A 24,287-nucleotide genomic window follows, 5' to 3' on the forward strand; every position below is an offset into this window, starting at 1 on the left:
TCGCGTCAATCGTCGGCCTGCAAGTCGGTCTCCGATGGCGTTGCATCGCGGGTGCGGGGAGCCGCCTTCGGCACGAGGCTGCCGTCGAAATCACCTTCGCCGACACCAGCCGGTGACCACGGGCGGTTCGTGCCCCTCGCCCTCACCGCCTGAACCGAAAAGCCGTCGCCGCGCTGCGTCAATGCCAGCGCGCCCTGGCGAGCGAGCCGCTGCCGATCCACTACCATCGCGGCACAATCCGGCGGCGCGGGCCGCGACGTCACCACCAGCGCGGCGCGGCTGCAATCGTCCGCCAACGCGTCGATGCGCGAGGCCAGCGCGACCAGCCGTCCGTCGGCGAGCGGTGTCACGCAGCCGGACTCGTCGCACGACGTGCCGCTCGCCAGCGCGTTACTGCCGGCATCGCGCGGATCGGCGTCGGCAGACAACCACTCCTTCAGCAGGAAATTGTCCTTGCCTGTCCTGATCAGATGCAAACGCCCGTCCGCGCCCCGCACCGCGACGCTCGCGCCGTCCCCGGCGATCAGGATATCGGGCTGCCGCACCGACAGCCCCCAGCCGATGGAAACCAGCAGCACGACGGCACCGCCCCAGCGCAGGGGCGTGCGCAACAGGCCCATCACGATGACCCCCAGGCTCGCTGCGATCAGCGGCGCGATGCCGAAGGCCGGGATGCGGCCGACCGCGCCCGGCAGTGCCGCCACCCAGCGCGAGACCGCGACCATCCAGTCGATCCCGATCCCCATCAGCCACCAAAACACGCCGTCGAGCCCGAACGGCGCTGCGAGCAGGCCCAACAGCCCCGCCGGCATCACCAGCGCAGAGACCACCGGCATCGCGCCGAGGTTGGCGAGCACGCCGTAGGGCGTGACGCGGTGGAAGTGGAAGGCGGCGTAGGGCGTGGTCGCAAGCCCTGCGATCAGCGAGGCCAGGAACAGCATCGCGATCTCGCGGCCGCCCCACAGCGCGATCCGCGCTGTCGCCGAATGATCGGGGGACGCAAACAGGTTCGGCATGCCGATCTGCACCAGCGCAACAAGTCCGAGCGTCGCGGCGAACGACATCTGAAAACTCGGATGCACCAGCGCCTCCGGCGCGACTGCGAGCACGATCAGTGCCGCCACTGCGAGCGTGCGGAAGGTGATGGCGCGGCGATCGACCATCACTGCGATCAGCACCACCGCCGTCATGAAGAACGATCTCTGCGTCGCGACCTCCGCGCCCGACAGCAGCAGATAAAACGCAGCCGCGACCAGCGCTGCGGCCGCCGACCATTTCTTGATGGCAAAGCCGGCCGCAAGTCCCGGGATCAAGGCCAGCAATGCGCGCACCGCGAAGAAGACCACGCCGGCGACGACCGCCATGTGATAGCCGGAGATCGAGAGCACGTGCCCGAGCCCCGAGATGAACATCGCGTCGTTGACCGGCGTGGAAATCGCATCGCGCCGCCCAGTAAGCAGCGCTGTCGCGATCGCGCGGTTATCGCCCTCGAGCGTGGCCCGGATGCGCGCATCGATCGTATCGCGCAGGCCTTGCATGAAGGCGGCATAGCGCAGCCGCAGGCCACCGCCATCGGGCGGGATTGAGGCCGTGATCGCGCCCATCACGAAGCCGGAAGCGCCGATGCCCTGAAAGAACATGTCGCGCGAAAAGTCGTAGCTGCCGGGACGCACCGGCGAGAGCGGCGGCATCAGCCGCGCCTTGAGCTGCACGAAGCTGCCGACCTCGGGCGCAGTGCCGTTGCGCACCGACAGGCGGACTCGCTCCAGCTTGACCTCGCTGCGCTGCGCCTCCATCGCGGTGACGCGCAGCACGAAACGATCGGTGCGCTCGCGGATATCGCGGGCCTCGACGAAACCCGACAGCGACACCGAATAGAGCGGCTTGGCCAGCACGGGATGGGCGATGCGCGCCGTCTTCCAGGTCGCCACGGCAAAGCCGGAAGCGACCGCCGCAATCATGATCGCTGGCGCAAAGAGCCGGCTCCGCCGCAACAGGATCGCGCCAAACGTGAGCGCGATCGCCGTCGCGGCAACGACCCACAGCACTGGCTCATGATCGGCGGCAAAATAAAGGGCGATGCCGCCGCCGAAGGCGACCGGCACCCACGGCAACAGTCGCCCCGCGCCGGCCTCGGCGCGGGCCCATTCCCGCAGCGTCTCGACGATTGCCGGCCAGGCTCCAAAGCCCGCGGGGGCAAAGCCGCCAGCCGGTGCCGCACGGCCGACCGGCCACGTCCCGGCAACTCCCTGGGAGCGTATTGGCCGGCCCGGCTCCGCCATATCCCTGCACCTAACGCGACGCGACTGGCACTGAGGCTACCGGAACGTGCGACCGCGCGAATAGCGGTACAGATCGGGAACGCGAGAAGGCGCCCCTACTTTTCCTCTTCCATGGTCACGGCGACCGACGCCTTGGCAGAGAGCCGCACCTTGTTACCCTCGACATCGGCAACGAGACCCTTGTCGATGAAATGATGATGGCCTTTGTGGCTACCCTCACCGCTGTCCTTCTTAGTCAACTTGATGCGATTGCCTTCGACGCGATCGACCGTGCCGACGTGGACGCCGTCGGCGCCGATGACTTCCATATGCTCTGCGATGTTCTGCATGGTGGGTTCCTTTTCCGGCCCCCTCACAACGCCTGAGACGCCTTTCCGTTCGCTGATTACCAGACGTCGCGGACAATTCGAGTCCTTGCGATCTCTGTCGCAGAAACGCCCCGTGTCAGATCGATTGAGCCGAAAGTCTCATAAGTTGGCAGCCCGCGGTGGGATTACACTACGGTTCCCCGCCTCCCTGACAGACGGGCAGGCAGTGGTGGCTCGCGGCTCTAAGGCCGCCGGAGCTCTTCTCAGGTGGCGTCAAACGCGCCTGAGGTCAGACGTTGCCGACGCAACTCTTTGAATTGGCGCCTGCAACGCCGCGCATCACGCTCTCCGCGAGAAGATCGACGCTGAATCAAGCGAAGAGACGTTTTGAAACCATAGGAGGCGCACATGCAGGTACCGAGCGATTTTCGCCGCGTGATCATCGCTGCGTCGGTAGGAAACATCATCGAATGGTATGATTTCTATATCTTTGGCAGCCTGGCCGCAGTTCTATCGGTCAAGTTCTTTGAGCAGTCCCACCCCATCGCCGCCCTGCTCAGCACGATCGCGCTGTTCACGGCAGGATTCCTGATCCGTCCGGTGGGAGCATTCCTGTTCGGATGGATGGGTGACCGGGTCGGCCGCAAATATACGTTTCTCGTCACGCTCAGCGGAATGGGACTGGGCACGGGAGCGATCGGATTGATCCCAACCTACCAGTCGATCGGGCTGACGGCTGCGATCCTTCTCTTCGGCTTGCGCATGATCCAGGGGCTGTGCCTGGGCGGCGAATATGGTGGCGCCATCACCTATGTTGCCGAGCATGTGCCTGACGACAAGCGCGGCTACTACACCGGCTGGCTACAGACCTCTCCGACTCTCGGGATCGTGGTATCGCTGGCAGTCATCATCCTGACCCGAACCTATGCCGGCAATCAGGCCTTCGATGAATGGGCGTGGCGCATTCCGTTCCTGGTGTCCTTCCTGCTGGTGGCCATCGCGATCTATATTCGCCTCCAGCTCCAGGAGACGCCGATCTTCCAGGAGATCAAGGCCCGCGGACAGATGACGAGGAATCCGTGGAAGGAGGCCTTCCTCAGTTCGAACATCAAATACATCGGGATCGCCATCGTGGTCCTGATCGGACAGGGCGTGGTCTGGTACAGCGGTCAATTCTGGGCGCTATACTTTCTGCAGCAGGTCTCCAAGGTGGACCCGCTGACCTCGGCCTACATCGTGGGAGCAGCATTGCTCATTGCAACGCCGAGCCTGATCTTCTTTGGCTGGCTGTCGGATCAGATCGGCCGCAAGCCGGTGATCCTCGGAGGCATGCTGCTCGCCGCGATCACGTACTATCCGCTGTATCTGTGGCTGGGATCGGTCACGCAGCCCGGAAACATCAACTATCCGACCGCTATCTTCATCATCTTCATCCTCGTTTGCTACGTCGGGATGGTGTACGGGCCGGTCGGCGCATTTCTGGCAGAATTCTTCCCCGCCAGGATCAGGTACACGTCGGTCTCCGTGCCGTACCACATCGGCAACGGCTGGGGTGGCGGATTGGTGCCGTTCATCACCTCGGCGGCATTCGCCGCGACCGGCAGCATCGGCTACGCACTGATCTACCCGATCGTGGTCCCCGCGGTGTGCTTCGTGCTCGCTGTCTTCCTGATGCCGGAGACGCGCAAGATCAGCATCTGGCAACCGATCGAGCCCAGAGCCGCATTGTGATGGCTTGTGATGGGATGACCTGGTGCAGGACCGCGAGGCCCTGCACCGCACATTTCCTTCGGAATGCCGGAGCCAAATCCCCCCTCTCCGACCGTCAGTGGATAGAGGTCGGCGAAGTTCGGCTAAACGCTCTTGTCAGCCGGCTGGATGATGCCAGCGATCGTGCCACCAGGCGGTGAAGTCACGATCGGTCATCAGTTCCCAGCCGCCGAGCAAGATCACCAATATGCCCGACAATACGCTGCTCACCGTGGCTGATGCTGATTCATAGCCAATGGTCCAAGGCGCCAGCACAAGAGCCAGACCCAGCAGCATTTCTCCCCACTCTTCCAGATATGACGGGATGACAAACGCTTCTACGGCAAAGAGCACGACGCCGAGCCCGAGCGCGATGGTGATCCAGACAGCCGCTCCGGACAAGCCCAGGATGAAGGACGACAGGACCAGCCATACGCCGACCAACAGGCTGGCAGCATCTTGCCAATGTTGGATGCGCATAATGCTCACCTCCCCTCTTCCAATTAGATGGGGCGCACCGATGAAAATGCATCCATCCAACCTGCGTTATGTTGCCGCTGCGCTGATCCGGGGCGCCAATCCTGACACGTATGTCGCTGGAAAGGGCCCCAGCAACCGCCTTGCGTCAGGACGCAGGACGTTCCGCTGCCGCTAGATCAGCGATGTCCGCGACGAGGCGTGGTGATTGACGATCTTCCAACCGCCGTCCTCGCGGACGATCACCCAGCTCATCTTGACGATGAGATCGTCCCGCTCGCCCGCGAGATCGAACGAGATGGTCGCGGCCATGTTGATCAGATCAGGGCCGGCCTGCGCTGCGTTCACATCTGAAAACACAGCGCTTGGCTTGCGCCAGCGCGGCAGGCCGTTGAAATAATCGGCAACGCCGTCCCTGCCCCGATAGAGTCTTGGGTTGGAGCCGAAGAAGAACGCGCTCTTCGAATAGAGCGACGAGAGCGCGGCCGCATCGAGCGTCGCGAAGCCGGCGCACCATTTCGCGATGATGGCGGAAACGATGGCGTCGGCTTCATTGCTCATGTCGTCAGCCCTTCGCGACTTCCTTCGCGAACGTGTCGCGCAGGCCGATGGTGCGTGAGAAAACCGGCTTGCCGGGCGTCGAGTCCTTGTCGCGCACGAAATAGCCCTGGCGCTCGAACTGCATCGGCTCGGTCGAATTGCTCTGTGCGACCGATGCCTCGATCCGCGCGTCCGCGAGGATCTCCAGCGACTGCGGATTGAGATCCGCTGCGAAATTCGAGGCGTCCGGGCTCGGATTGGCGAACAGCTGGTTGTAGATGCGGATCTCCGCGGGCACCGAATTCGCCGCCGGCAGCCAGTGCATCGTCGCCTTGACCTTGCGGCCGTCGGGCGCGTTGCCGCCCTTGGTCGCAGGATCGTAGGTGCAGCGCAGCTCCACCACCTCGCCCTTATCGTTCTTGATCACGCCCGTGCACTTGACGAAATAGGCGTAGCGCAGCCGCACCTCGTTGCCCGGCGACAGGCGGAAGAACTTCTTCGGCGGATTCTCCATGAAGTCGTCCTGCTCGATATAGAGCTCGCGGCCGAACGTGATTTTCCGCGTGCCCGCCGAGGGATCGTCCGGATGGTTGATCGCCTCGAGCTCCTCGGTCTGCCCTTCCGGATAGTTCTCGATCACCACCTTGAGCGGGCGCAGCACGCCCATGCGTCGCTGCGACGTGCGGTTCAGCTCCTCGCGGATGCAGAACTCGAGCATGCCGACGTCGACCACGCTGTTGGCCTTGGCAACGCCGATGCGCTTGACGAATTCACGCAGAGCGGCCGGCGGCACGCCGCGGCGGCGCATCCCCGCCATCGTCGGCATGCGCGGATCGTCCCAGCCTGCGACATGGCCGTCGCGGACGAGCTGGGTCAGCACGCGCTTGGACAGCAGCGTATAGGTGAGGTTCAGCCGCGCGAATTCATACTGGTGCGGCTGCGACGGCACCGGCAGTTTTTCGATGAACCAGTCGTAGAGCGGCCGGTGGTCCTCGAACTCCAGCGTGCAGATCGAATGCGTGATGCCTTCAATGGCGTCCGACTGGCCGTGGGCGTAATCGTAGCTCGGATAGATGTGCCACTTGGTGCCGGTGCGCGGATGATGCGCATGCAGGATGCGGTACAACACGGGGTCGCGCAGATTGATGTTGCCCGCGGCCATGTCGATCTTGGCCCGCAGCACCCGCGTGCCGTTCGGGAATTCACCGGCCTTCATGCGGCGGAACAGGTTGAGGTTTTCGTCCACACTGCGGTCGCGGAACGGCGAATTCTTGCCGGGCTCGGTCAGCGTGCCGCGCGAGAAGCGGATCTCCTCCTGGGTCTGGTCGTCGACATAGGCGAGCCCGTCGCGGATCAGCTGCTCCGCCCATTCGTACAGGCGCTCGAAATAGTCCGAGGCAAAGAACAGGTTCTTGCCCCAGTCGAAGCCGAGCCAGCGCACGTCGGCCTGGATGGAATCGATATATTCCTGCTCTTCCTTGACCGGGTTGGTGTCGTCGAAACGCAGATGGCAGCGGCCAGGAAACTCCTGGGCGATGCCGAAATTGAGCGCGATCGACTTGGCATGGCCGATATGCAAATAGCCGTTCGGCTCCGGCGGGAACCGGGTCACGATCTCCCTGTATTTGCCCTGATCGAGGTCGGCCTGGATGATGTCACGAATGAAATCGCGCCCAACCTCAGCTGCCACCGGTTCTGTCATTACGAAAATCCTGTCGGGAAATCAGCGGTTCTTCTGCCAAATTCGGGAGGCTGAGCCAAGAGCTTAAGCAAGGCCCCAAGCAGGGCCTGGCAGGTCCGCCAGCGGGCTTTGTTTATGTCCCGTTCCTGCTATACACCACCGCCTCCAAAGCATAGGCCCTGCCAAGAATGACCGATTCCGTCGTCACGCGCTTCGCTCCCTCGCCGACCGGCTTCCTCCACATCGGGGGAGCCCGCACAGCGCTGTTCAACTGGCTGTACGCGAAGAAGCACGGCGGCAAGATGCTGCTCCGGATCGAGGACACCGACCGGGAGCGCTCCACGGAGGCTGCGATCGGTGCCATCCTCGACGGCCTGAAATGGCTGGAGCTCGGCTGGGACGGCGAGGTCATCTACCAGTTCAGCCGCGCCGCGCGCCACCGCGAGGTCGCCGAGCAGCTGCTCGCCGACGGCAAGGCCTATCGCTGCTACGCCACCGCCGAGGAACTCGCCGCCATGCGCGAGAAGGCGCGCGCGGAAGGGCGCACCCGCCTCTATGACGGGATGTGGCGCGACCGCGATCCCGCGACGGCCCCGTCCGACGTCAAGCCGACGATCCGCCTGCGCGCGCCGCAGACCGGCGAGACCGTGATCGAGGACCAGGTCCAGGGCCGCGTGGTCTGGCAGAACGAGAACCTCGACGACCTCGTGCTTTTGCGCGGCGATGGCAATCCGACCTACATGCTCGCTGTGGTGGTCGACGACCACGACATGGGCGTCACCCATGTGATCCGCGGCGACGATCATCTGATCAACGCCGCGCGCCAGAAGCAGATCTACGATGCGATGGGATGGGCTCTGCCGAGCATGTCCCACATTCCGCTGATCCACGGCCCGGACGGCTCGAAGCTGTCCAAGCGCCACGGCGCGCTCGGCGTCGATGCCTACCGCGCCATGGGATATTTGCCGGCCGCGCTACGCAATTACCTCGTCCGGCTCGGCTGGAGCCATGGCGACCAGGAGATCTTCTCGACCGAGGAGATGATCGGGGCGTTCGACCTCGCCAGCGTCGGCCGTGCCGCCGCCCGCTTCGATTTCGCCAAGCTGGAAAACCTCAACGGCCACTACATCCGCCACGCCGACGATCAATCACTCGTGAAGATGTTCGAGGACGTGCTCGACCATCTCGTGCCCGCGCGCGACGAGCTCAAGGCCAAGTTAAACGACACCACGCGCGCCCAGCTTCTCAAGGCCATGCCGGCCCTGAAGGAGCGCGCCAAGACGCTGATCGAGCTGATCGACAGCGCTTATTTCATCTTCGCCGACCGGCCGCTGGAGCTCGATCCCAAGGCGCAAGCGCTGCTGACGCCAGAGAACCGCAATCTGATCGGCCAGCTTCATTCCGCGCTGGAGAAAGTCGAGACGTGGAGCGGCGCCACCACCGAAGCTGCGCTGCGCGCTTTTGCCGAGGAAAATAGTCTCAAGCTCGGCGCGGTCGCCCAACCCTTGCGGGCCGCGCTGACCGGACGGACGACGTCGCCTGGTATATTTGAGGTTTTGGACGTCCTGGGACGCCAGGAAAGCCTCGGCCGGCTTAAAGATCAGTCTACGACGTAAGTCGAGCATGCGTGCGGTGATCTTGCAGCGCACACAGCAATAATATACCCATCTCCCCCGTACCTTCTGGAACATCCGGCCTGCCCCATCATCTCGCAAAGGGGGCCTCCGGCTCCGGCCCGCTTCACATTTCATCGGGGACCTACGATGGACGCAAAACCGAGCAATAAGACCGCTACGCTGACGGTCGGAAACAAGAACTACGATCTCCCGATCCACAGCGGCAGCGTCGGGCCTGATGTCATCGATATCGGCAAGCTCTACGGTCAGTCCGGCCTGTTCACCTACGATCCCGGCTTCACCTCCACCGCGAGCTGCCAGTCCAAGATCACCTATATCGACGGCGACGCGGGCGTGCTGGAATACCGCGGCTACCCGATCGAGCAGCTCGCCGAGAACGGCGACTTCCTCGAGACCTGCTATCTCCTGCTGTTCGGGGATCTGCCGACCGCCGCGCAGAAAAAGGATTTCGACGACCGCGTGACCCATCACACGATGGTGCACGAGCAGATGGCCCGTTTCTTCCAGGGCTTCCGCCGCGACGCCCATCCGATGGCGATCATGGTGGCTGCGGTCGGCGCGCTCGCCGCGTTCTATCACGACTCCACCGACATCAACGATCCGAAGCAGCGCATGATCGCTTCCATGCGCATGATCGCCAAGATCCCGACCCTGGCGGCGATGGCCTACAAGTACACGGTCGGCCAGCCCTTCGTGTACCCGAAGAACTCGCTCAAGTTCGCCGAGAACTTCCTGCACATGTGCTTCGCCGTGCCGTGCGAGGACTACAAGATCAACCCAGTGCTGGCTGACGCGCTGGACAAGATCTTCATCCTGCACGCCGACCACGAGCAGAACGCCTCGACCTCGACGGTGCGCATCGCCGGCTCGTCCGGCGCCAACCCGTTCGCCTGCATCGCCGCCGGCATCGCCTGCCTGTGGGGGCCGGCGCATGGCGGCGCCAACGAAGCAGCCCTCGCGATGCTCGCCGAGATCGGCTCCGTGGACAAGATTCCCGAATTCATCGCCAAGGTGAAGGACAAGAACTCCGAAGTCCGCCTGATGGGCTTCGGTCATCGCGTCTACAAGAACTACGATCCGCGCGCCAAGATCATGCAGAAGATGTGTCACGCCGTGCTCAAGGAGACCGGCCATGGCGACGATCCGATGCTGAAGGTGGCGCTCGAGCTCGAGAAGATCGCGCTCAGCGACCAGTACTTCATCGACCGAAAGCTCTACCCGAACGTCGACTTCTATTCGGGCATCACGCTGAAGGCGATGGGCTTCCCGGTCTCGATGTTCACCGTGCTGTTCGCGGTCGCCCGTACCGTCGGCTGGATCAGCCAGTGGAGCGAGATGATCGAGGACCCGCAGCAGAAGATCGGCCGCCCGCGCCAGCTCTACACCGGCGTCACCCGCCGCGACTACGTCGCGATCAAGGATCGCAAGTAAGCTCCAAGCCGATACGGCTTTCGAAGCGGCGCCATCGCAGGATGGCGCCGTTTTTGTTTGTGGCGGTGCCGTAGGGTGGGCAAAGCGCAACAGATACGAAGTCGTGGGCACGCTTCGCTTTGCCCACCCTACGAGACCAATCGAGCCGTGACATTCTTGCTGCCGCGCACAACAACAAGTCGACGCTTACGGCTGCAAACGCCTTGACAGTCAGAGCGCTCCGCGCGCAAATTCTTACACTAAGTAAGAATGACGACAGGGATGGAAATGCCGGAGCAGCCGAGAAGTCGGCGGCAGACGCGCGCTGCCATTTTGACCTATCTGCTTCAGTCGGGCGGCTCGTTTCGCCCGCCGCTGGCCAAGGCCGTGCGCCTGTCCGAAGCGAGCCTGTCGCGCATCCTGCTTGACCTGAAGGCCGAAGGCCTGATCGAGGAAGTACGGCGCCCTGCCCCTTACGTCGGCGGCCCGACCGGCCTCGTGTCGCTGGATGGAGCGGTCGCCCTCGCAGCCTTCGAGCTGACCGCTCAGCACCTCAGCGTCGGCGTCGGCGGCCTGTCGGGCGAGCTGCACTACACCGAGCGCGTACCGCTGCCGAAGACGCCGACCGTCGAGACCGTCGGCCGGGCCTTTCGCGAAGCGATGACATTGTTGCGCGACTGGACGCGGCGCCGCCGCGTCGTCCTTTCGCAGGTCGGCGTCTCCATTCCGGGCCTCGGCCGGCTCAGCGCCGCGGGTAATCCCATCATTCCCTGTGACGTCGGGCGCATCAGCGACATGTTCGGCGAGATGTTCGCCGACGTGTCCGTCGAATTCACCAATTCGGTCGTGGCGCACGCCACATTCCATCGCTGTCGCACGGAAAACTATCCGTTCAATGACACGCACCTGTTCGTGTTTGTCAGCCATGGCGTTGCGGGCGCCTGGATGGATGATCCCGTCGAGACCGACACGCTCCAGCCGATCGAGCTCGGTCACATGGTGTTTGGCGAAGGCGGGCCGCTCTGTCGCTGCGGCCACGTCGGCTGCGTCGAGGCCTATACCTCGCTTCCGGCGCTGGCCGAGCTTCTCGGCGTGCCCGAGCCGGAGTTGCTCCAGCTCGGCAGTGATTGGGTCAGCGCGATCCCGATCTCCTCGCGCGTGCGCCAGGAGCTGCGGCATCGCCTGTATCGCCTTGGGCTCGCGATCGGCAACACGCTGAACGTCAAGCCCTGTCACGGCGTCGCCATCTCCGGCTGGCCTTCGCTCCTTGCGGAAGGCGATCGGAAAGCGCTGGTCGACGGCGTCGATGCCTGCCTGCTCGGCGGCCGCAAGCATGCGCAGGTGTCGCTGGCTTTCGTGCCGCCGTCGAACGGCAATGATCCCAGGGCCGCGCTGGCCTTCGCCGCGTTCTGCCTCGCCTGCCGCGGCGGCATGCCGGCCGCGTCGACGGAGGCCGCCTGAGATGGCCTGAAGCTGCGCGGCTCGCGCGCAAGAGAGTTCACACCGGGAGGAACTGCCATGCCGATCACGACAACAAGGCGCCGTCTGCTCGCTGGATCCGCTGCCGCGCTCGCGCTGCCCGCCTTTGCCCGCGCGCAAGGCGCGGTCAAGCCGCGCCTGACCGCGATCTCACAATGGTCCGCGGGCAGCGACGGGGCGGCCATCACCGCGCTCGGCAAGAAGTTCGAGGAGAAAGGCGGCGTCTGGCAGCACTCGCCCGTCCCCGGTTTCACCACCGAGATGATGAACAAGCTGCGGGCTCAGATCATGGCCGGCGATCCGCCGGCCTGCTCGCAGCTCAAGGGTCCCGAGATCGCAGCCTGGTCGAAGATTGCCCCGACTGTCGATCTCGACGCCGTGGTCGCGGCCGCCGGCTATGAGAAAGTTGTCGCGCCGGACCTTGCGAAATTGCACAAGCCGGGCGGCAAATGGATCGCACTGCCGTTGCAGATCTACAGCACCAACATGCTGTTTCTCTCCAAACGCGCGATGGACAAGGCCAAGGCCGACAAGGTCCCCGTCACCTGGGCTGACTTCAACGACCTCGCCGACAAGATGAAAGCGGGCGGCGTCCCCTATCCCGTCGCCAACGGCGGCACCCGCCCCGACGACGGGCAAAAATTCGAGGCCGCCCTGGCCGGCATTAGTCCCCTCGCATACCGCGCCGCCATCATGAATCTCGAGAAGAAAGCCCTGGAGGGCCCCGAGATCAAGGCTGCGTTCGCGCAGGTGCGCAAGATCGCCGACTGGATGGACCCCAATGTCGGCGCCCAGCACTTCTCGACCAACCTCAAGCGCTTTATCGACGGCGACATGGGCATGATGATCATGGGCGGCTGGGCGCAGGGCGTATTGCGCAATGCCGGTTTCAAGTTCGAGGACTTCATGATCGCGCCCGGCCCGAGCGACAATAGCAAGCCGGTGTTCCTGTTGAACGCCGATGCCTTCATCTTCTGGCAGCGCAAGGAGCCCGACCTGCAGGCCGGCCAGACCCTGATGGCCCAGCTCGTCATGGATCCGGCGATCCAGACCATGTATTCGCAGATCACGGGATCGATCCCCGTGCGCACCGACGTCGATTTGTCCGGCGAAGGCTGGTCGGACGGTCAACGGCGGACCGCGGCAGCCCTGAAGGACGCCATCGCCAGCAACCAGGCGGTCCTGAGCCTTGCGCACAACATGGCGCAGGAGAACGGGATGACCGCGGCGATGATCGACGTGATCACGGAGTACGTGAAGAACAAGACGATCAAGCCCGAGCAGGCGGCCACCCGCCTCGCCGAGGCCGTCGAGGGCGCGCGTTGACCAATGCCGCCGCGATAAGACCGGGCCGGCCGGCGCTTCCCGAATGGGTGCGCCGGCTGCCCGAATATCTGATGATCTGGGTGCCGCTGCTGCTGTCCGCCGCGCACCTCGTCTCGTTCTCGCTGTGGACGATCTGGATCTCGTTCACGCCATCGACGCTGATCCCCGTCTCGGGCTGGGTGGGGCTGCGCAACTACTCGGCGGTCGCGGCGTCGCGGAATTGGCAGATCGCCTTCGACAATCTGCTGCTGTTTGGCAGCGCTTTCGTGCTGCTGAGCTTGGTGACCGGCCTCGCTCTTGCGATCCTGCTGGATCAGCGCATTCGCGGCGAGAACCTGCTGCGATCCATCTTCCTCTATCCCCTTGCGGTGTCGTTCGTGGTCACCGGCACGGTCTGGAGCTGGCTGCTCAATCCTGGCCTTGGAATCCAGAAGCTCGTCCACGACCTCGGCTGGACCTCCTTCAAGTTCGACTGGCTGATCGACCGCGACATGGCGATCTGGACCATCGTGATCGCCGCGATCTGGCAATCCTCGGGCTTCGCCATGGCGCTGTTCCTTGCCGGCCTTCGCTCCGTCGACACCGACATCATCAAGGCCGCGCAGATCGACGGCGCGGGACCGATCCGAATTTACCGGCGCATCATTCTGCCGTCGCTTTGGCCGATCACCATCACCGTCGTCGTGATCCAGTTGCAGTTCGCGATTTCGACGTTCGACCTCGTCCGCGCGCTCACCAATGGCGGGCCGGGAATCGCGACCCAGCTGCCGGCACTCGTCGTCTACGACCTGATGTTCCAGCGCAGCCTGCTCGGCCGGGGCGCGGCGGCGGCGGTTCTCATGCTGCTCATTCTTCTCGCGGTGCTGCTGCCGTATGCGGCGTGGCGATATGTTCAGCGACGGCGGGCCGCCCATGCGTGAGCGGACCTTCGCACCAAGCCGGATCTTGATCTACCTCATCGTCCTGCTGATCGCTGCGGCATGGCTCGCGCCATTGGCTGTTGTCGTGCTGAACTCGCTCCGCAGCAACGAGGAAATCGCGCAGGGCTCGATGATCGGCTGGCCGCAGCACTGGGCCTGGAGCAACTACCTGGCTGCCTGGAGCGGCTTCTGCGTCGCCGAGACCTGCGCCGGCATCCGGCCGTACATGCTGAACTCCGCCCTCGTCACGATTCCTGCGACGATCTTCTCGACCATGCTCGGTGCCGTCGCCGGCTACGCCGTGTCGCTCTGGCGTTTTCGCGGCGACACCTGGATCTACGGCATCGTGACCCTCGGCCTGTTCCTTCCCCAGCAGATGCGCCTGCTGCCCTGGACCATCGTGCTGCGCGACATCGGTCTCATCAACACCCTGGCGGGCCTCGTGCTGATTCACACGATCCAGGGGCTCTCCTTCACCACGCTGTTCTGCCGCAACTATTATGTCGCCATCCCCCATGAATTGATCAGGGCCGCGCGCATCGACGGCGCCGGGTTCTTCCGCATCTTCTGGCGCATCATCCTGCCGCTCTCGCCGCCGATCCTGATCGTAACCGTGATCTGGCAGTTCACGCATATCTGGAACGAGTTCCTCTATGGCGTGACGTTCACGAGCGGCCAGCAGCAGCCCGTCACGGCCGCTCTCATCGCGCTGTCCGCTGCAGTCGCAGACATCCCGCAGCACGGCGTGCAGAGCGCCGCGGTGATCATCGCGGCGCTCCCGACGCTGTTGATCTATCTCCTTGGTGGCAAATACTTTGTCCGCGGCCTGACTGCCGGGGCCGTGAAATGATGGAGTTGTCATGGCAGCACTGAGCATTCGAACCCTGTCGAAGCGCTACGCCAATCTGGAGGTGCTGAAGGGCGTGGATCTCGACATCGAAAGCGGCGAGTTCACGGTGCTGGTCGGGCCATCCGGCTGCGGTAAGTCCACGCTACTCAACATCGTCGCCGGGCTCGATCATCCGAGCGCAGGGACCGTCGAGATCGGCGGACGCGTGGTCAATGACGTCCCACCCAAGGATCGGGACATCGCCATGGTGTTCCAGTCTTATGCGCTCTACCCGTCGATGACCGTGCGTCAGAACATCACCTTCGGCATGGAATGCCGTCAAGTACCCAAAGCGGAGCAAGACGCTGCGGTCGCGAATGTCGCGAAACTTCTCCAGATCGAGGCACTGCTCGGCCGCAAGCCATCGCAGCTCTCCGGCGGCCAGCGCCAGCGGGTGGCGATGGGCCGTGCGCTGGTGCGCGATCCCCTGCTCTTCCTGTTCGACGAGCCGCTGTCCAATCTCGACGCAAAACTGCGCGTCGAGATGCGGATGGAGATCAAGCGGCTGCACCAGCGCATCGGCGCGACCATCATCTATGTCACCCATGACCAGATCGAGGCGATGACGATGGCGACCCGGATCGCCGTGATGCATCGCGGCGTGGTGCAGCAGTTTGCCGATCCCGATACCGTGTACCGCTATCCCGCCAATCTGTTCGTCGCACGCTTCATGGGCTCGCCGCCGATGAACACCATGCCGGCGCGGCTCGAGGCTGACGCCGGTGGTCCTGTGGTCGTGATTGGCGCGGGGCGGCCGGACGAAGTTCGCCTTCGTCTGCAGGGATACGATGCCGCGGCACCTTATCTCGGCCGCGCGGTGGTGTTCGGGATCCGGCCGGAATGCATCGCGGAGGGCAACCGCGTGTTCTCCGGCGGCGCCCCCATCGTCGTCCACGCGCCGGTGGAGATGGTCGAGCCCACCGGCGCCGAAACCATCGTGCTGCTGCGGCTCGGCGGCGAGTCCGCGCTGGCGCGCATCACGCCGGACATGCGCCCCCCGCCGGGGACGGCGGCCCCCTTTGCGCTCGATACGCGCCGCATCTGCCTGTTCGACCCCGAGACGGAGCGACTGATCGCATGACAAAGACGAGCTATGCCGGACTTGCGGACCGCGTCGTACTGATCACCGGCGGCGCCAGCGGCATCGGGGCCGCCTTCGTGCGCGCCTTCGTGGCGCACGGAGCGCGCGTTGCGTTCCTCGATGTGGATGAAGAAGCCGGCGGGGCGCTGGTCGCGGAGGTGAGCGCTGCGTCCGAAACCGCGCCCTTGTTCTTGCCATGCGACCTCCTGGACATCGAGGCCTTGCGCGCCGCCATGGCACAGGTGCAGCGATCGCTCGGGGATGCCGCAGTGCTCGTCAACAACGCCGCCAATGATCAACGCCAGGTGCTGGCCGAGGTGACGCCGGCAGAGTTCGACTGGATGATCGGCGTCAATCTCAAGCACGTCTTCTTTGCCGCGCAAGCGGTGGTGCCGCAGATGCAGGCGCGCGGCGGCGGCTCGATCATCAACATGTCGTCGATCGCCTGGATGCGCGGGGCGCCGGGGCTGCCGGTCTACGCCGGGGCAAAGGCGGCGATCGTCGGTTTCACCAACTCGCTCGCCCGGCTGGTCGGCCCCGACCGCATCCGCGTCAATGCGATTGCACCGGGCATGGTGATCACCGAGCGCCAGCGCCGGCTGTGGTATCCGGACGAGCAGGTCATCGTCGAGATGCGCTCGCGGCAGGCCGTACCAGACGCAGTGACGCCCGAGGACGTCGCCAATATGGCGCTGTTCCTCGCCTCCGACGAAAGCCAGCGCATCACCAGCCAGTGTTTTCGGGTGGATGCAGGACTTGCGTAGAACTTGATCCGGCCACAATGGCGCAACGTTCACGGTCTCGTAGGGTGGGCAAAGCGAAGCGTGCCCACGAATTCTTCTCATCGCGACGAATCGTGGGCACGGCGCGACGCGCCTTTGCCCACCCTGCGAGACCTCCGTTACCGCCTGCCCTTGCGCATCGTTGCCAGCACGATGTCGGCCGCAAGCACGCTCGGTGACTTGTTGCCGGTCGACATGATCTGATCGAGCTGGGCAAAGGCCTCGACCTGCTGCTTGCGCAGCGGCGAATCCGTCAGCACCTCGGCGAGCGCCGGCGCCAGTTTCTCCGGCGTGCACTCCTCCTGCAGATACTCCGGAATCACATCCCTGCCGATCACGAGATTGGCGAGGATCACCGAGGAGACGCGGATCGCGCGGCGCAGGATGAAGGCCTCGATTGCACCGACGCGGTAGGCTGTCACCATCGGAATACCCGACAGTGCGAGCTCCAGCGTCACCGTACCGGACTTGGCCAGCGCCGCACGCGCGATCCGGAACACGGCGCGCTTCTCGTTCTCGCCGGTCACAACCCTTGGCTTGACCGGCCAGCTCGCGATGCCCTCGCGGATGGTGGCTTCCAGATGCGGCATCGTCGGCAGTATCAATTCGAAGGCACGGCCTTCCGCCTGCAAGCGGCCGAGGACCCGGCCAAACACGTCGAGATGGTGCCTGACCTCGCTGCGGCGGCTGCCGGGCAGCACCAGCAGCACCGGCGGCTCACTGTCGCGGCGTGCCTGCTCCTCTGCGTTCGGCCGCAGCGAGGCCAATTGCTCGATGAGGGGATGGCCGACATAGCTGCATGGCGGTCCGCCGAGCTTGCGGTATTCCTCGGGTTCGAACGGCAGCAGACCGAGCACATGGTCGACATATCCGAGCATGGTCCGCGCCCGCCCCGGCCGCCACGCCCAGAGCTGCGGCGAGACGTAATCGACAACCGGGATCTCAGGATTCTTCGCGCGCACGCTGCGGGCGACGCGATGGGTGAAGTCGGGACTGTCGATGATGACGAGCGCGTCTGGCGCCGCCTCGGCCACGGCGTCGGCCGTCTCGCGGATCAGCCGCAGAATTTTCGGCAATTGCTGCACCACCGCGGCGAAGCCGACGATCGACAGCTCCTCGATCGGAAACAGCGATTCCAGCCCCTCGCGCGCCATGGTACGGCCGCCGATGCCGACAAACTGCACGCCGTCGCCGAGGCGCTGGCGCAGCACCTTCATCAAGGCACTGCCGAGCCGGTCGCCGGACTCCTCCGTGGCGATCAGGAAGATCTTGCGCTTGGGATCGCGCGACTGCATCACGCCGGCAGTCCGATGACGAAGAGATATTTGGCGTCCGCGAGGCCGATCATCGCCTGCGGCTCGGCGGCGATGGTGTTGCCGGCGATGACGGCGAGGCCCGCAAGGCCGGCCGCCGCGACGCCCTCGATGGTGCGCGGGCCGATCGTCGGCAGGTCGAAGCGCAGATCCTGGCCGCTCTTCGGCGCCTTCACCAGAACGCCGCGGCCGGCGGCCGCGCGAATGCGTCCCTCCTCGCGCAGCCGCGCGACGCGCGCGAGCAGCGCGTCGGTGCCCTCGATGTCCTCGACCGCCACCACATGGCCGTCGATCACCACCGCAGCCTGGCCGATGTCGAACGGGCCGAGCGCGGTCAGCACCGCGCGGCCGCGCGCGATGTCGGTCTTGCTGGTATCGCTGGGCCAGGCGCGACTGATGCAGCCTTCGGGCATCAGGAGATCGGGTGCGAGGTCCTTGATGCCGACCATGCGAAAGCCGTCCTGCTCGAGGATGCGGCCGACGCCGGACAAGAGATGATCGTCGCCGCCGCGAAATGCGCGGATGACATTGCCGAGCAGCCGCATCGTCTTGACGTCGAACCGGATCTCGGAGAGCGAGGGCCGCACCAATGTGCCGATGAAGATCAGGTCGCGGCAGCCCTCCTCGCGGAACAGCCGCATTGCGCGACCGAGCTGGCCGACCGAGATCCAGCGATGGCGGAATTTCTCAACCCGCGCGGGATCGCAGGCCCCGCGCAGCGGAAACAGCACCGGCGTGATGCCGCGGGCGGCAAGCGAGTCGGCAACCGCAAACGGCATCGCGCCTCCGCCGGCGACGATGCCGACCGGCGATGAGATGTCCGACGCCGCCGATGTCATGTCCGCGGCCATCCCGAAATCACTTCGCAATGGCGGGAAGACAGAGCGGGCGCTTGCCCTTGCCGATGAAGTCGAGGATTTCGGCGATCGCCGGATCTTCGCCCGCGAGCGGGCGCGCCGATTCCAGCCGCTCGGCGAAGGTACCGGGGCCGTGGAAGAGCTTTTGATAGAACCCGCGCACCGTCGCCAGTCGCTGCTTGGTGAACTTGCGCCGCTTCATGCCGATCAGGTTGAGGCCTTCCAGCGCCGCATATTGGCCATTGACCAGCCCAAACGGGATGATGTCGTCGCGCACGCCGCACACGCCGCCGACCATGACCTGCGGTCCGATGCGGGTAAACTGGTGCACTGCGGAGAGGCCGCCGATGAAGACGAAATCGCCGATCTCGGCGTGACCGCCGAGCGTCGCCGAGGTCGCGAAGATCACGTCGTTGCCCACATGGCAGTCATGGCCGACGTGGCTGCAATTCATGAAGTAGCCGCGATCGCCGACCGTGGTGATACCACCGCCGGCGACCGTGCCGGCGTTCATCGTCACGGACTCCCGTATGGTGCAGCCCGATCCGATTCGGAGCTTCGTCAGCTCGCCCCGGTAGCTCAGCGACTGCGGTGGCGTGCCCAGGGAGGCAAAAGGATAGATGGTGCAATCGTCGCCGATGGTCGTCTGCGCGGTGATATGCACATGCCCAATCAGCTTGCAGTTCGCGCCGATCACGACATTTGAGCCGATGATGCAATACGGCCCGATCTCGGTGCCCTCGCCGATCACGGCGCCGTCCTCGACCCGTGCGGTGGGATCAATCTTGCTCATCAAGCAATCTTACTCGTCAAGAAGGTCTGGTTATGCGTTGAAGTCGCTCAGTTTTCCGGTGGTTAGCGCGACTATGCCCGATCTGTCCAGTGACGTATCATCTCTGCCTGTTTCAAGTACCGGATGAGGTGCCTTCCCGGCTCCTCAACAACTTCATGCGGAGCTTCAGCTTTCATGGTCAGGGCCCTGGCACTTCTGCTCGCACAGCTCGCGGCCGCACCGATCGTGTCCGAGACGGTCGAGACCGGCGAACGCCACCCTATCGACCTCGCGACATTCGAATGCCGCGACATCAACCGCAGCACGGTGCTTCAGCGTGTCTGCTACGACCGTACGCAGCGCGACCTCGTCGTCGCGACTGGCGGCAGCTATACGCGCTATTGCGGCGTCGCGGCCGAGACAGCCGACCGTCTCCTGGGCGCACCGTCAATGGGCCAGTTCTTCAACCAAAACATTAAGCGCGAGGCACCCGGCGGCCGCTACGATTGCGGCGCGTGAGGAATCCGTCCAGCGCGGCCCGCGTGCCGCTCAGTCCGTCAGCATGGCGCCGACGTCGGCTTCCGCAACCACCTGCCCGTTGACCTTGGCGTCGCCGTGAAACCACCACATGGCCTTGCGGCGGCCCACCGAGCGCATGTGATACTCGATGGTATCGCCGGGCAGCACGGGCTTGCGGAATTTGCACTTGTCGATGGTGAGGAAATAGACCGCCCGCGGCTTCTCGGTCCCTTCGACGGACTTGATGCCGATCACGCCCGCGGTCTGCGCCATCGCCTCGATCATCATGACGCCGGGATAGACCGGGCGCTCCGGGAAATGCCCCTGGAAGGCCGGCTCGTTGAAGGTGACGTTCTTGATGCCGATGCCGCTATAGTCGGCGCGGATGTTGATCACGCGGTCGATCAGCAGCATCGGAAAGCGGTGCGGCAGCGTCTGGAGGATGGCATTGATGTCCACCAGCTCGAACTTAACAGGTGATTCCTCCGTCATTCCCGTCCCTCATCCTTCGGATCAGCCCTGCTGTCGCGTACCAAGCGCTCCACCGCGATGATCTCCTTGAACCATTGTTTGGTTGGCTTGGCGAAAAAGCCACCCCAGCGTCCGCCCGGCGGGATGTCGTCCTTGACGCCGCTCATCGCGGTCACCTGGGCCCCGTCCCCGATCTTGAGGTGGTTGTTGATGCCAACCTTCGCTCCGAGTGCCACGTTGTCGCCAATGGACAGGCTGCCGGCGAGCCCGATCTGGGCAGCCAACAGGCAGTGCCGTCCGATCGTGACATTGTGACCGATCTGGACCTGATTGTCGATTTTCGTCCCCTCGCCGATCACGGTGTCGCGCAAGCTGCCGCGGTCGATCGTGGTCCCGGCGCCGACCTCGACGTCGTTCTGAATCAGCACCCGCCCGGTCTGGGGCACCTTCAGATGGCCCTCGGGGCCGAAGAAGATGAAGCCGTAGCCGTCCTGGCCGATCGAGCAACCGGGATGGATCAGCACATTGTTGCCGATCAGGGCGCACTGGATCGCGGTGCGCGCGCCGACATTGCAGTCCCGGCCGATCTTGACGCCGGGCCCGATCACCGCCCCGACGCCGACCACCGTGCCGCTGCCGATCTCCACATCCGGGCCGATCACGGCCAGGGGATCGACGATCACGCCGTCCTCGAGCCGGGCCGAGGGATCGATGATCGCCGACGGCGCGATGCCGTCATTGCCGACCCAGGATTGCGGCCTCAGCGCTTCGCCGTGCCATTCCCGCGCGATCCTGACAAAGGCCCGGAACGGCTGCGCCGCCCGCAGCACGGCCACGTGCGCGGGCACCTGGGGCTCGAAGCGCGGGCTCACCAGGCAAGCGCCGGCCTTGGTCGCCTTGAGCTCATCGGCGTATTTGAGGTTGTCGAAGAACGCCAGATGCATCGGGCCCGCTTCGTCAAGCGAAGCGAGGCCCGTGATGATGTGGCCGCCCCTGGCGGGATCGACCAGCTGCGCCTTGGTCAGCGTGGCAATGTCAGCCAGCGTTGAGGCAGGCGGCTTTGTGAAGAAGGTCGGCTGCGCCATTCCACCCCGTCGCGGTCCGGCTTCGGCATGAAGCGGTCGAGCCGCATCATGCTCCATCTCTTGGATCGGCACGATCCCTTTCGGAAACCGGTTCCAGTGATCCGGATCGTGCCGTGCTGATCGAATTAGAACGTGGTGCCGCCGCCGAACCGGAACTCCTGCGTGCGATCGTACTTGCCCTTGCTGAGCGGCACGGCGTAGTCGAAGCGCAGCGGACCGAACGGCGACTGCCAGATCAGGCCGACACCAACCGACGAGCGGACCACCTTGCTGTCGTCATACACGAGGCCGGTACAGGTGCCGGCGCTCGATGGATTGATCGACGACGGGATACAACCCGGTGCATTGACTTCGTTGGTGCCTGAGACGCCGTTAAACGCCCAGCTGGTTGGTCCTTGGTAGTCGTAGAGGCCGCCGGCATCGGCATAAACCGCACCCTTCAGACCCACTTCCTTCGGCAGGAACCAGAACGGCATCTGCAATTCGAGCGAAGCGCCCCAGTACTTGGTGCCGCCGAGGGCGTCCTGCGTACCGAAGGGGTTCAAATCGCGCGGGCCGATGCCGTTCGGGGCAAAGCCGCGGACGAGGTTCGAACCCATCTGGAAGTGATCGAGCATGCGCAAATCGCTGCCCATCTTGTTCAGCATGCCGCTCTGCAGGCGGACGAGGCCGACGATGTCCGACACCAGCGGAGTGTAGTACTTCGCATCGATGACCGACTTCATGTAGGAGACGTCGCCGCCGACGCCGGCGAAATCCTGACGGAAGTCGATGAGCAGACCGTCGGTGGGGTTCTTGTTGTTGTCCAGCGTGTTGTAGGTCAGCGTGTAGCCGAGCGCCGAGGTCAAAGTCTTGCCGTTGGCAAGCTCCTTGCGCACCGGCAGCGAGGCTTCACCGTCACTGTAGCAGCCGAGGCCGTTGGTGGAGACAAGACTGATACCGTTAGCGGCGGCGTAAGCCGGGCTTGGATTGAATGCCGCGGAGCCGGCAACGTTGTTACAGTTCGCCAAGTAGTTCGGCAGGGTGATTTCCTGCTGGTAGATCGAGTAGCGCAGCTGGAGCGCCAGATCTTCACGCAAGGAGAAGCCGAGGCGCGGCGAGAAGCCGAGCGTCTTGGTGCCGTAGGAGATGTAGCTGTTGGACAGCTGCTGGCGCTGATAGAGGTCGAGGCCGAGCGCGACGCGGTAGTCGAGCAGATACGGCTCGACGAACGACAGCGAGTAGCCGCGTGCGTATTGGCCATAGGTCACCGACGCCTTGGCGAACAGACCGCGGCCAAGCAGGTTGCGCTCGGAGATCGAGACTTCGGCCAGCGCGCCGTCGGTGGTGGAGTAACCGCCCGAGATCGAGAAGTCGCCGGTCGATTTCTCTTCCATGTCGACGATCAGGACGACGCGATCGCTCGACGAGCCGGGCTCCGTCGTGATCTTCACGCTCTTGAAATAGTCGAGGTTCTTCAGGCGCCGCTCGGCACGGTCGACCAGGGCGCGGTTGTAGGCGTCGCCCTCGGAGATATCGAACTCGCGGCGGATCACGTAATCGCGGGTACGCGTGTTGCCGCGCAGGTTGATGCGCTCGATATAGGTGCGCGGACCTTCGTCGATGTTGAACACGACGGAAACGGTGTGCGCCTCGAAATTGCGGTCGCCGCCGGGCCGGACCACGGCGAAGGCATAGCCGCGGCGCGAGGCCTCGATCTGCATCTCCTCGACCGACTTCTCGACCGATTCGACGTTGTAGAGCGAGCCGACATTGACGCGCGAATAGGCACGCATCGACGAGGGATCGAAGTTCGGAATGCTGGAGCGGAAGTCGATCGCGCCGACGCGGTACTGCGATCCTTCCTCGATCTTGAAGGTGACGTTGAAGCCCTTCTTCTCCGGATCGTATTCGGTGAGCGCGGCCACCACCTGGACGTCTGCGAAACCGTTCTTGAGATAGAAGCGGCGGATCAGGTCGCGGTCGGCTTCGACGCGGTCGGGATCATAGATGTCACCGCTGGCCAGGAAGCTCAGCAGGTTCGATTCGCGGGTCTTGATGACGTCCCTGAGACGATAGGACGAGAATGCGACATTGCCGATGAACTCGATCGACTTGACGCCAGTCTTGGCGCCCTCCTCGATCGTGAAGATGAGGTCGACGCGGTTGTTCGGCTGCTCGATGACCTCGGGCGTGACGCGCACGTCGTAGCGGCCGGACCGGCGGTAGATTTCAGCGATTCGCAGCGTGTCGGACTGCACCATGGCGCGGGAGAAGGTGCCGCGCGCCTTGGACTGGACCTCAGTGGTGAGCTGCTCGTCCTTGATCTTCTTGTTGCCCTCGAAGGCGATGCGGCCGATCACCGGGTTTTCCACCACGGAGACGACGATCTGACCGCCGCCGCCGCGGTTGATTCTCACGTCCTGGAACAGGCCGGTCTCGATCAGGGCCTTGAGGCCGTCGTCGATGGCGCCTTGATCCAGGCGGCCGCCCGGACCCGGCTTGAAATAGGAGCGGATCGTCTCCACCTCGACCCGGCGATTTCCTTCGACGGAAATCGACTGCACGGTCTGAGCGAGCGCAGACGAAGACACAAAAACAGCCCCGACCGGGGCAATCACCGGCGCGCCGAACATGATCAGGGTTGCGAGCAAGCCCCCCCGGAGTCGCAGTCCAAACTTCATCGCGCAACGCGCCCTTATCATTCCGAGCCAGACCCAACCCCAACGC

The 24,287-nt window shown here is 64.4% G+C and carries 21 protein-coding genes; 10 read left to right on the forward strand and 11 right to left on the reverse strand.

Going from position 1 to position 24,287, the window contains the following annotated elements:
* Window positions 1-5 precede the first annotated feature (5 nt).
* Together GGD66_RS05315 and GGD66_RS05320 are read right to left on the reverse strand one after the other, a co-directional pair.
* Complete coding sequence (locus GGD66_RS05315) at window positions 6-2,282, reverse strand: ComEC/Rec2 family competence protein (protein WP_183257032.1); 2,277 nt, start codon at window positions 2,280-2,282, stop codon at window positions 6-8.
* A 95-nt stretch (window positions 2,283-2,377) separates the two neighbouring features.
* The gene (locus GGD66_RS05320) at window positions 2,378-2,611 is read right to left on the reverse strand and encodes a DUF2171 domain-containing protein (protein WP_024341296.1); all 234 of its coding nucleotides are present in this window, start codon (window positions 2,609-2,611) and stop codon (window positions 2,378-2,380) included.
* 387 nt (window positions 2,612-2,998) lie between these two features.
* Between GGD66_RS05320 and GGD66_RS05325 the strand changes: the two genes are divergently transcribed.
* Window positions 2,999-4,321 carry an MFS transporter gene (locus GGD66_RS05325; RefSeq protein ID WP_018320231.1) on the forward strand — a complete coding sequence of 441 codons (1,323 nt, stop codon included), beginning with the start codon at window positions 2,999-3,001 and terminating at the stop codon, window positions 4,319-4,321.
* Between the two features lie 135 nt (window positions 4,322-4,456).
* Here GGD66_RS05325 and GGD66_RS05330 read toward each other — a convergent pair whose 3' ends face one another.
* The 3 genes from GGD66_RS05330 to GGD66_RS05340 form a co-directional block, all read right to left on the reverse strand.
* Window positions 4,457-4,819: an SPW repeat protein gene (locus GGD66_RS05330; protein ID WP_018320230.1), complete on the reverse strand. Its 363-nt coding sequence runs from the start codon at window positions 4,817-4,819 to the stop codon at window positions 4,457-4,459.
* Window positions 4,820-4,990: 171 nt separating this feature from the next.
* Window positions 4,991-5,377 carry a nuclear transport factor 2 family protein gene (locus tag GGD66_RS05335; RefSeq protein WP_183257033.1) on the reverse strand — a complete coding sequence of 129 codons (387 nt, stop codon included), beginning with the start codon at window positions 5,375-5,377 and terminating at the stop codon, window positions 4,991-4,993.
* A 4-nt stretch (window positions 5,378-5,381) separates the two neighbouring features.
* The gene (locus tag GGD66_RS05340; RefSeq protein ID WP_183257034.1) at window positions 5,382-7,058 is read right to left on the reverse strand and encodes a glutamine--tRNA ligase/YqeY domain fusion protein; all 1,677 of its coding nucleotides are present in this window, start codon (window positions 7,056-7,058) and stop codon (window positions 5,382-5,384) included.
* 167 nt (window positions 7,059-7,225) lie between these two features.
* On the opposite strand from GGD66_RS05340, the gene gltX reads away from it, so the two are divergent.
* From gltX to GGD66_RS05380, 8 genes are all read left to right on the forward strand, one after another.
* The gene (gene gltX / locus GGD66_RS05345; protein ID WP_183257035.1) at window positions 7,226-8,653 is read left to right on the forward strand and encodes a glutamate--tRNA ligase; all 1,428 of its coding nucleotides are present in this window, start codon (window positions 7,226-7,228) and stop codon (window positions 8,651-8,653) included.
* A 147-nt stretch (window positions 8,654-8,800) separates the two neighbouring features.
* Window positions 8,801-10,105: a citrate synthase gene (gene gltA, locus GGD66_RS05350; RefSeq protein WP_018320224.1), complete on the forward strand. Its 1,305-nt coding sequence runs from the start codon at window positions 8,801-8,803 to the stop codon at window positions 10,103-10,105.
* Window positions 10,106-10,366: 261 nt separating this feature from the next.
* Window positions 10,367-11,545: an ROK family transcriptional regulator gene (locus tag GGD66_RS05355; RefSeq protein ID WP_183257159.1), complete on the forward strand. Its 1,179-nt coding sequence runs from the start codon at window positions 10,367-10,369 to the stop codon at window positions 11,543-11,545.
* Window positions 11,546-11,602: 57 nt separating this feature from the next.
* On the forward strand, window positions 11,603-12,889 hold the full coding sequence (locus tag GGD66_RS05360; RefSeq protein ID WP_092257175.1) for an ABC transporter substrate-binding protein: 1,287 nt from the start codon (window positions 11,603-11,605) through the stop codon (window positions 12,887-12,889).
* A 71-nt stretch (window positions 12,890-12,960) separates the two neighbouring features.
* Window positions 12,961-13,809 (forward strand): carbohydrate ABC transporter permease, encoded by an 849-nt coding sequence (locus GGD66_RS05365; protein ID WP_085964149.1) that lies wholly within the window; start codon window positions 12,961-12,963, stop codon window positions 13,807-13,809.
* Complete coding sequence (locus tag GGD66_RS05370; protein ID WP_177237139.1) at window positions 13,802-14,659, forward strand: carbohydrate ABC transporter permease; 858 nt, start codon at window positions 13,802-13,804, stop codon at window positions 14,657-14,659. Before GGD66_RS05365 ends, GGD66_RS05370 begins: the two co-directional genes overlap by 8 nt.
* A 10-nt stretch (window positions 14,660-14,669) precedes the next feature.
* On the forward strand, window positions 14,670-15,779 hold the full coding sequence (locus GGD66_RS05375; RefSeq protein WP_183257036.1) for an ABC transporter ATP-binding protein: 1,110 nt from the start codon (window positions 14,670-14,672) through the stop codon (window positions 15,777-15,779).
* Window positions 15,776-16,543 carry an SDR family NAD(P)-dependent oxidoreductase gene (locus tag GGD66_RS05380; RefSeq protein WP_183257037.1) on the forward strand — a complete coding sequence of 256 codons (768 nt, stop codon included), beginning with the start codon at window positions 15,776-15,778 and terminating at the stop codon, window positions 16,541-16,543. Before GGD66_RS05375 ends, GGD66_RS05380 begins: the two co-directional genes overlap by 4 nt.
* 137 nt (window positions 16,544-16,680) lie before the next feature.
* Here the strand turns inward: GGD66_RS05380 and lpxB are convergent, their stop codons facing one another.
* Genes lpxB through lpxA form a run of 3 tightly spaced genes read right to left on the reverse strand, consistent with a single transcriptional unit; the run spans window position 16,681 to window position 19,524 of the window.
* Entirely contained in the window at window positions 16,681-17,859 is a 1,179-nt protein-coding gene (gene lpxB, locus GGD66_RS05385) for a lipid-A-disaccharide synthase (protein WP_092257185.1), read from the reverse strand.
* Window positions 17,856-18,713: an LpxI family protein gene (locus GGD66_RS05390; RefSeq protein ID WP_049814974.1), complete on the reverse strand. Its 858-nt coding sequence runs from the start codon at window positions 18,711-18,713 to the stop codon at window positions 17,856-17,858. The genes lpxB and GGD66_RS05390 overlap by 4 nt, the downstream gene beginning before the upstream one ends.
* A 19-nt stretch (window positions 18,714-18,732) precedes the next feature.
* Window positions 18,733-19,524, reverse strand: coding sequence for an acyl-ACP--UDP-N-acetylglucosamine O-acyltransferase (lpxA, locus tag GGD66_RS05395; protein ID WP_018320215.1), 792 nt, complete (start codon window positions 19,522-19,524; stop codon window positions 18,733-18,735).
* Between the two features lie 174 nt (window positions 19,525-19,698).
* Between lpxA and GGD66_RS05400 the strand changes: the two genes are divergently transcribed.
* Entirely contained in the window at window positions 19,699-20,022 is a 324-nt protein-coding gene (locus tag GGD66_RS05400; RefSeq protein ID WP_092257190.1) for a KTSC domain-containing protein, read from the forward strand.
* Between the two features lie 30 nt (window positions 20,023-20,052).
* Here the strand turns inward: GGD66_RS05400 and fabZ are convergent, their stop codons facing one another.
* The 3 genes from fabZ to bamA all read right to left on the reverse strand — a co-directional run bounded on the left by fabZ (window position 20,053) and on the right by bamA (window position 24,241).
* Complete coding sequence (gene fabZ / locus GGD66_RS05405) at window positions 20,053-20,514, reverse strand: 3-hydroxyacyl-ACP dehydratase FabZ (protein ID WP_091965774.1); 462 nt, start codon at window positions 20,512-20,514, stop codon at window positions 20,053-20,055.
* Window positions 20,511-21,578, reverse strand: a complete 1,068-nt coding sequence (lpxD, locus tag GGD66_RS05410; protein ID WP_092257194.1) for a UDP-3-O-(3-hydroxymyristoyl)glucosamine N-acyltransferase — start codon at window positions 21,576-21,578, stop codon at window positions 20,511-20,513. The genes fabZ and lpxD overlap by 4 nt, the downstream gene beginning before the upstream one ends.
* A 125-nt stretch (window positions 21,579-21,703) precedes the next feature.
* Window positions 21,704-24,241: an outer membrane protein assembly factor BamA gene (bamA, locus tag GGD66_RS05415; protein WP_018320211.1), complete on the reverse strand. Its 2,538-nt coding sequence runs from the start codon at window positions 24,239-24,241 to the stop codon at window positions 21,704-21,706.
* Between the last annotated feature and the right edge of the window lie 46 nt (window positions 24,242-24,287).

The organism is Bradyrhizobium sp. CIR48, from assembly GCF_014198315.1.
Lineage (GTDB): Bacteria > Pseudomonadota > Alphaproteobacteria > Rhizobiales > Xanthobacteraceae > Bradyrhizobium.

Coding starts and splice junctions, on each gene's coding strand:
- lpxD (WP_092257194.1), bottom strand. CDS start 21,578: ATGGCGCAGCCGACCTTCTTCACAAAGCCGCCTGCCTCAACGCTGGCT.
- GGD66_RS05340 (WP_183257034.1), bottom strand. CDS start 7,058: ATGACAGAACCGGTGGCAGCTGAGGTTGGGCGCGATTTCATTCGTGAC.
- GGD66_RS05330 (WP_018320230.1), bottom strand. CDS start 4,819: ATGCGCATCCAACATTGGCAAGATGCTGCCAGCCTGTTGGTCGGCGTA.
- GGD66_RS05370 (WP_177237139.1), top strand. CDS start 13,802: ATGCGTGAGCGGACCTTCGCACCAAGCCGGATCTTGATCTACCTCATC.
- GGD66_RS05375 (WP_183257036.1), top strand. CDS start 14,670: ATGGCAGCACTGAGCATTCGAACCCTGTCGAAGCGCTACGCCAATCTG.
- GGD66_RS05355 (WP_183257159.1), top strand. CDS start 10,367: ATGGAAATGCCGGAGCAGCCGAGAAGTCGGCGGCAGACGCGCGCTGCC.
- GGD66_RS05320 (WP_024341296.1), bottom strand. CDS start 2,611: ATGCAGAACATCGCAGAGCATATGGAAGTCATCGGCGCCGACGGCGTC.
- GGD66_RS05335 (WP_183257033.1), bottom strand. CDS start 5,377: ATGAGCAATGAAGCCGACGCCATCGTTTCCGCCATCATCGCGAAATGG.
- GGD66_RS05360 (WP_092257175.1), top strand. CDS start 11,603: ATGCCGATCACGACAACAAGGCGCCGTCTGCTCGCTGGATCCGCTGCC.
- GGD66_RS05315 (WP_183257032.1), bottom strand. CDS start 2,282: ATGGCGGAGCCGGGCCGGCCAATACGCTCCCAGGGAGTTGCCGGGACG.
- bamA (WP_018320211.1), bottom strand. CDS start 24,241: ATGAAGTTTGGACTGCGACTCCGGGGGGGCTTGCTCGCAACCCTGATC.
- GGD66_RS05325 (WP_018320231.1), top strand. CDS start 2,999: ATGCAGGTACCGAGCGATTTTCGCCGCGTGATCATCGCTGCGTCGGTA.
- gltX (WP_183257035.1), top strand. CDS start 7,226: ATGACCGATTCCGTCGTCACGCGCTTCGCTCCCTCGCCGACCGGCTTC.
- GGD66_RS05365 (WP_085964149.1), top strand. CDS start 12,961: ATGATCTGGGTGCCGCTGCTGCTGTCCGCCGCGCACCTCGTCTCGTTC.
- GGD66_RS05390 (WP_049814974.1), bottom strand. CDS start 18,713: ATGACATCGGCGGCGTCGGACATCTCATCGCCGGTCGGCATCGTCGCC.
- fabZ (WP_091965774.1), bottom strand. CDS start 20,514: ATGACGGAGGAATCACCTGTTAAGTTCGAGCTGGTGGACATCAATGCC.
- GGD66_RS05400 (WP_092257190.1), top strand. CDS start 19,699: ATGGTCAGGGCCCTGGCACTTCTGCTCGCACAGCTCGCGGCCGCACCG.
- gltA (WP_018320224.1), top strand. CDS start 8,801: ATGGACGCAAAACCGAGCAATAAGACCGCTACGCTGACGGTCGGAAAC.
- lpxA (WP_018320215.1), bottom strand. CDS start 19,524: ATGAGCAAGATTGATCCCACCGCACGGGTCGAGGACGGCGCCGTGATC.
- GGD66_RS05380 (WP_183257037.1), top strand. CDS start 15,776: ATGACAAAGACGAGCTATGCCGGACTTGCGGACCGCGTCGTACTGATC.